Below are 227 nucleotides of genomic sequence, written 5' to 3' on the forward strand. Positions count from 1 at the left end.
TTAGTACCATCAACTCCATTCTGACCGTCAATACCGTTTGTTCCATTGATGCCGTCAGATCCTGCTGGACCTTGTGCACCATCTTGACCCGCTGGACCTTGTTTACCTTGCGCGCCGTCCTGACCATTAGTGCCATTAGTGCCATCAGCACCATTTAAACCATCTGTTCCATTTAAACCATCTGTTCCATTTAAACCATCTGTTCCATTTAAACCATCTGTTCCATT

General features: G+C 45.4%; 1 pseudogene. It reads right to left on the reverse strand.

The features are described from left to right. Nucleotides 1-227, reverse strand: a pseudogene (locus AAEY72_RS16645) (hypothetical protein); the annotation flags it as partial.

Source organism: Psychrobacter sp. W2-37-MNA-CIBAN-0211 (assembly GCF_040309405.1).
In the GTDB taxonomy this organism is placed as follows: Bacteria; Pseudomonadota; Gammaproteobacteria; order Pseudomonadales; family Moraxellaceae; genus Psychrobacter; species Psychrobacter glaciei.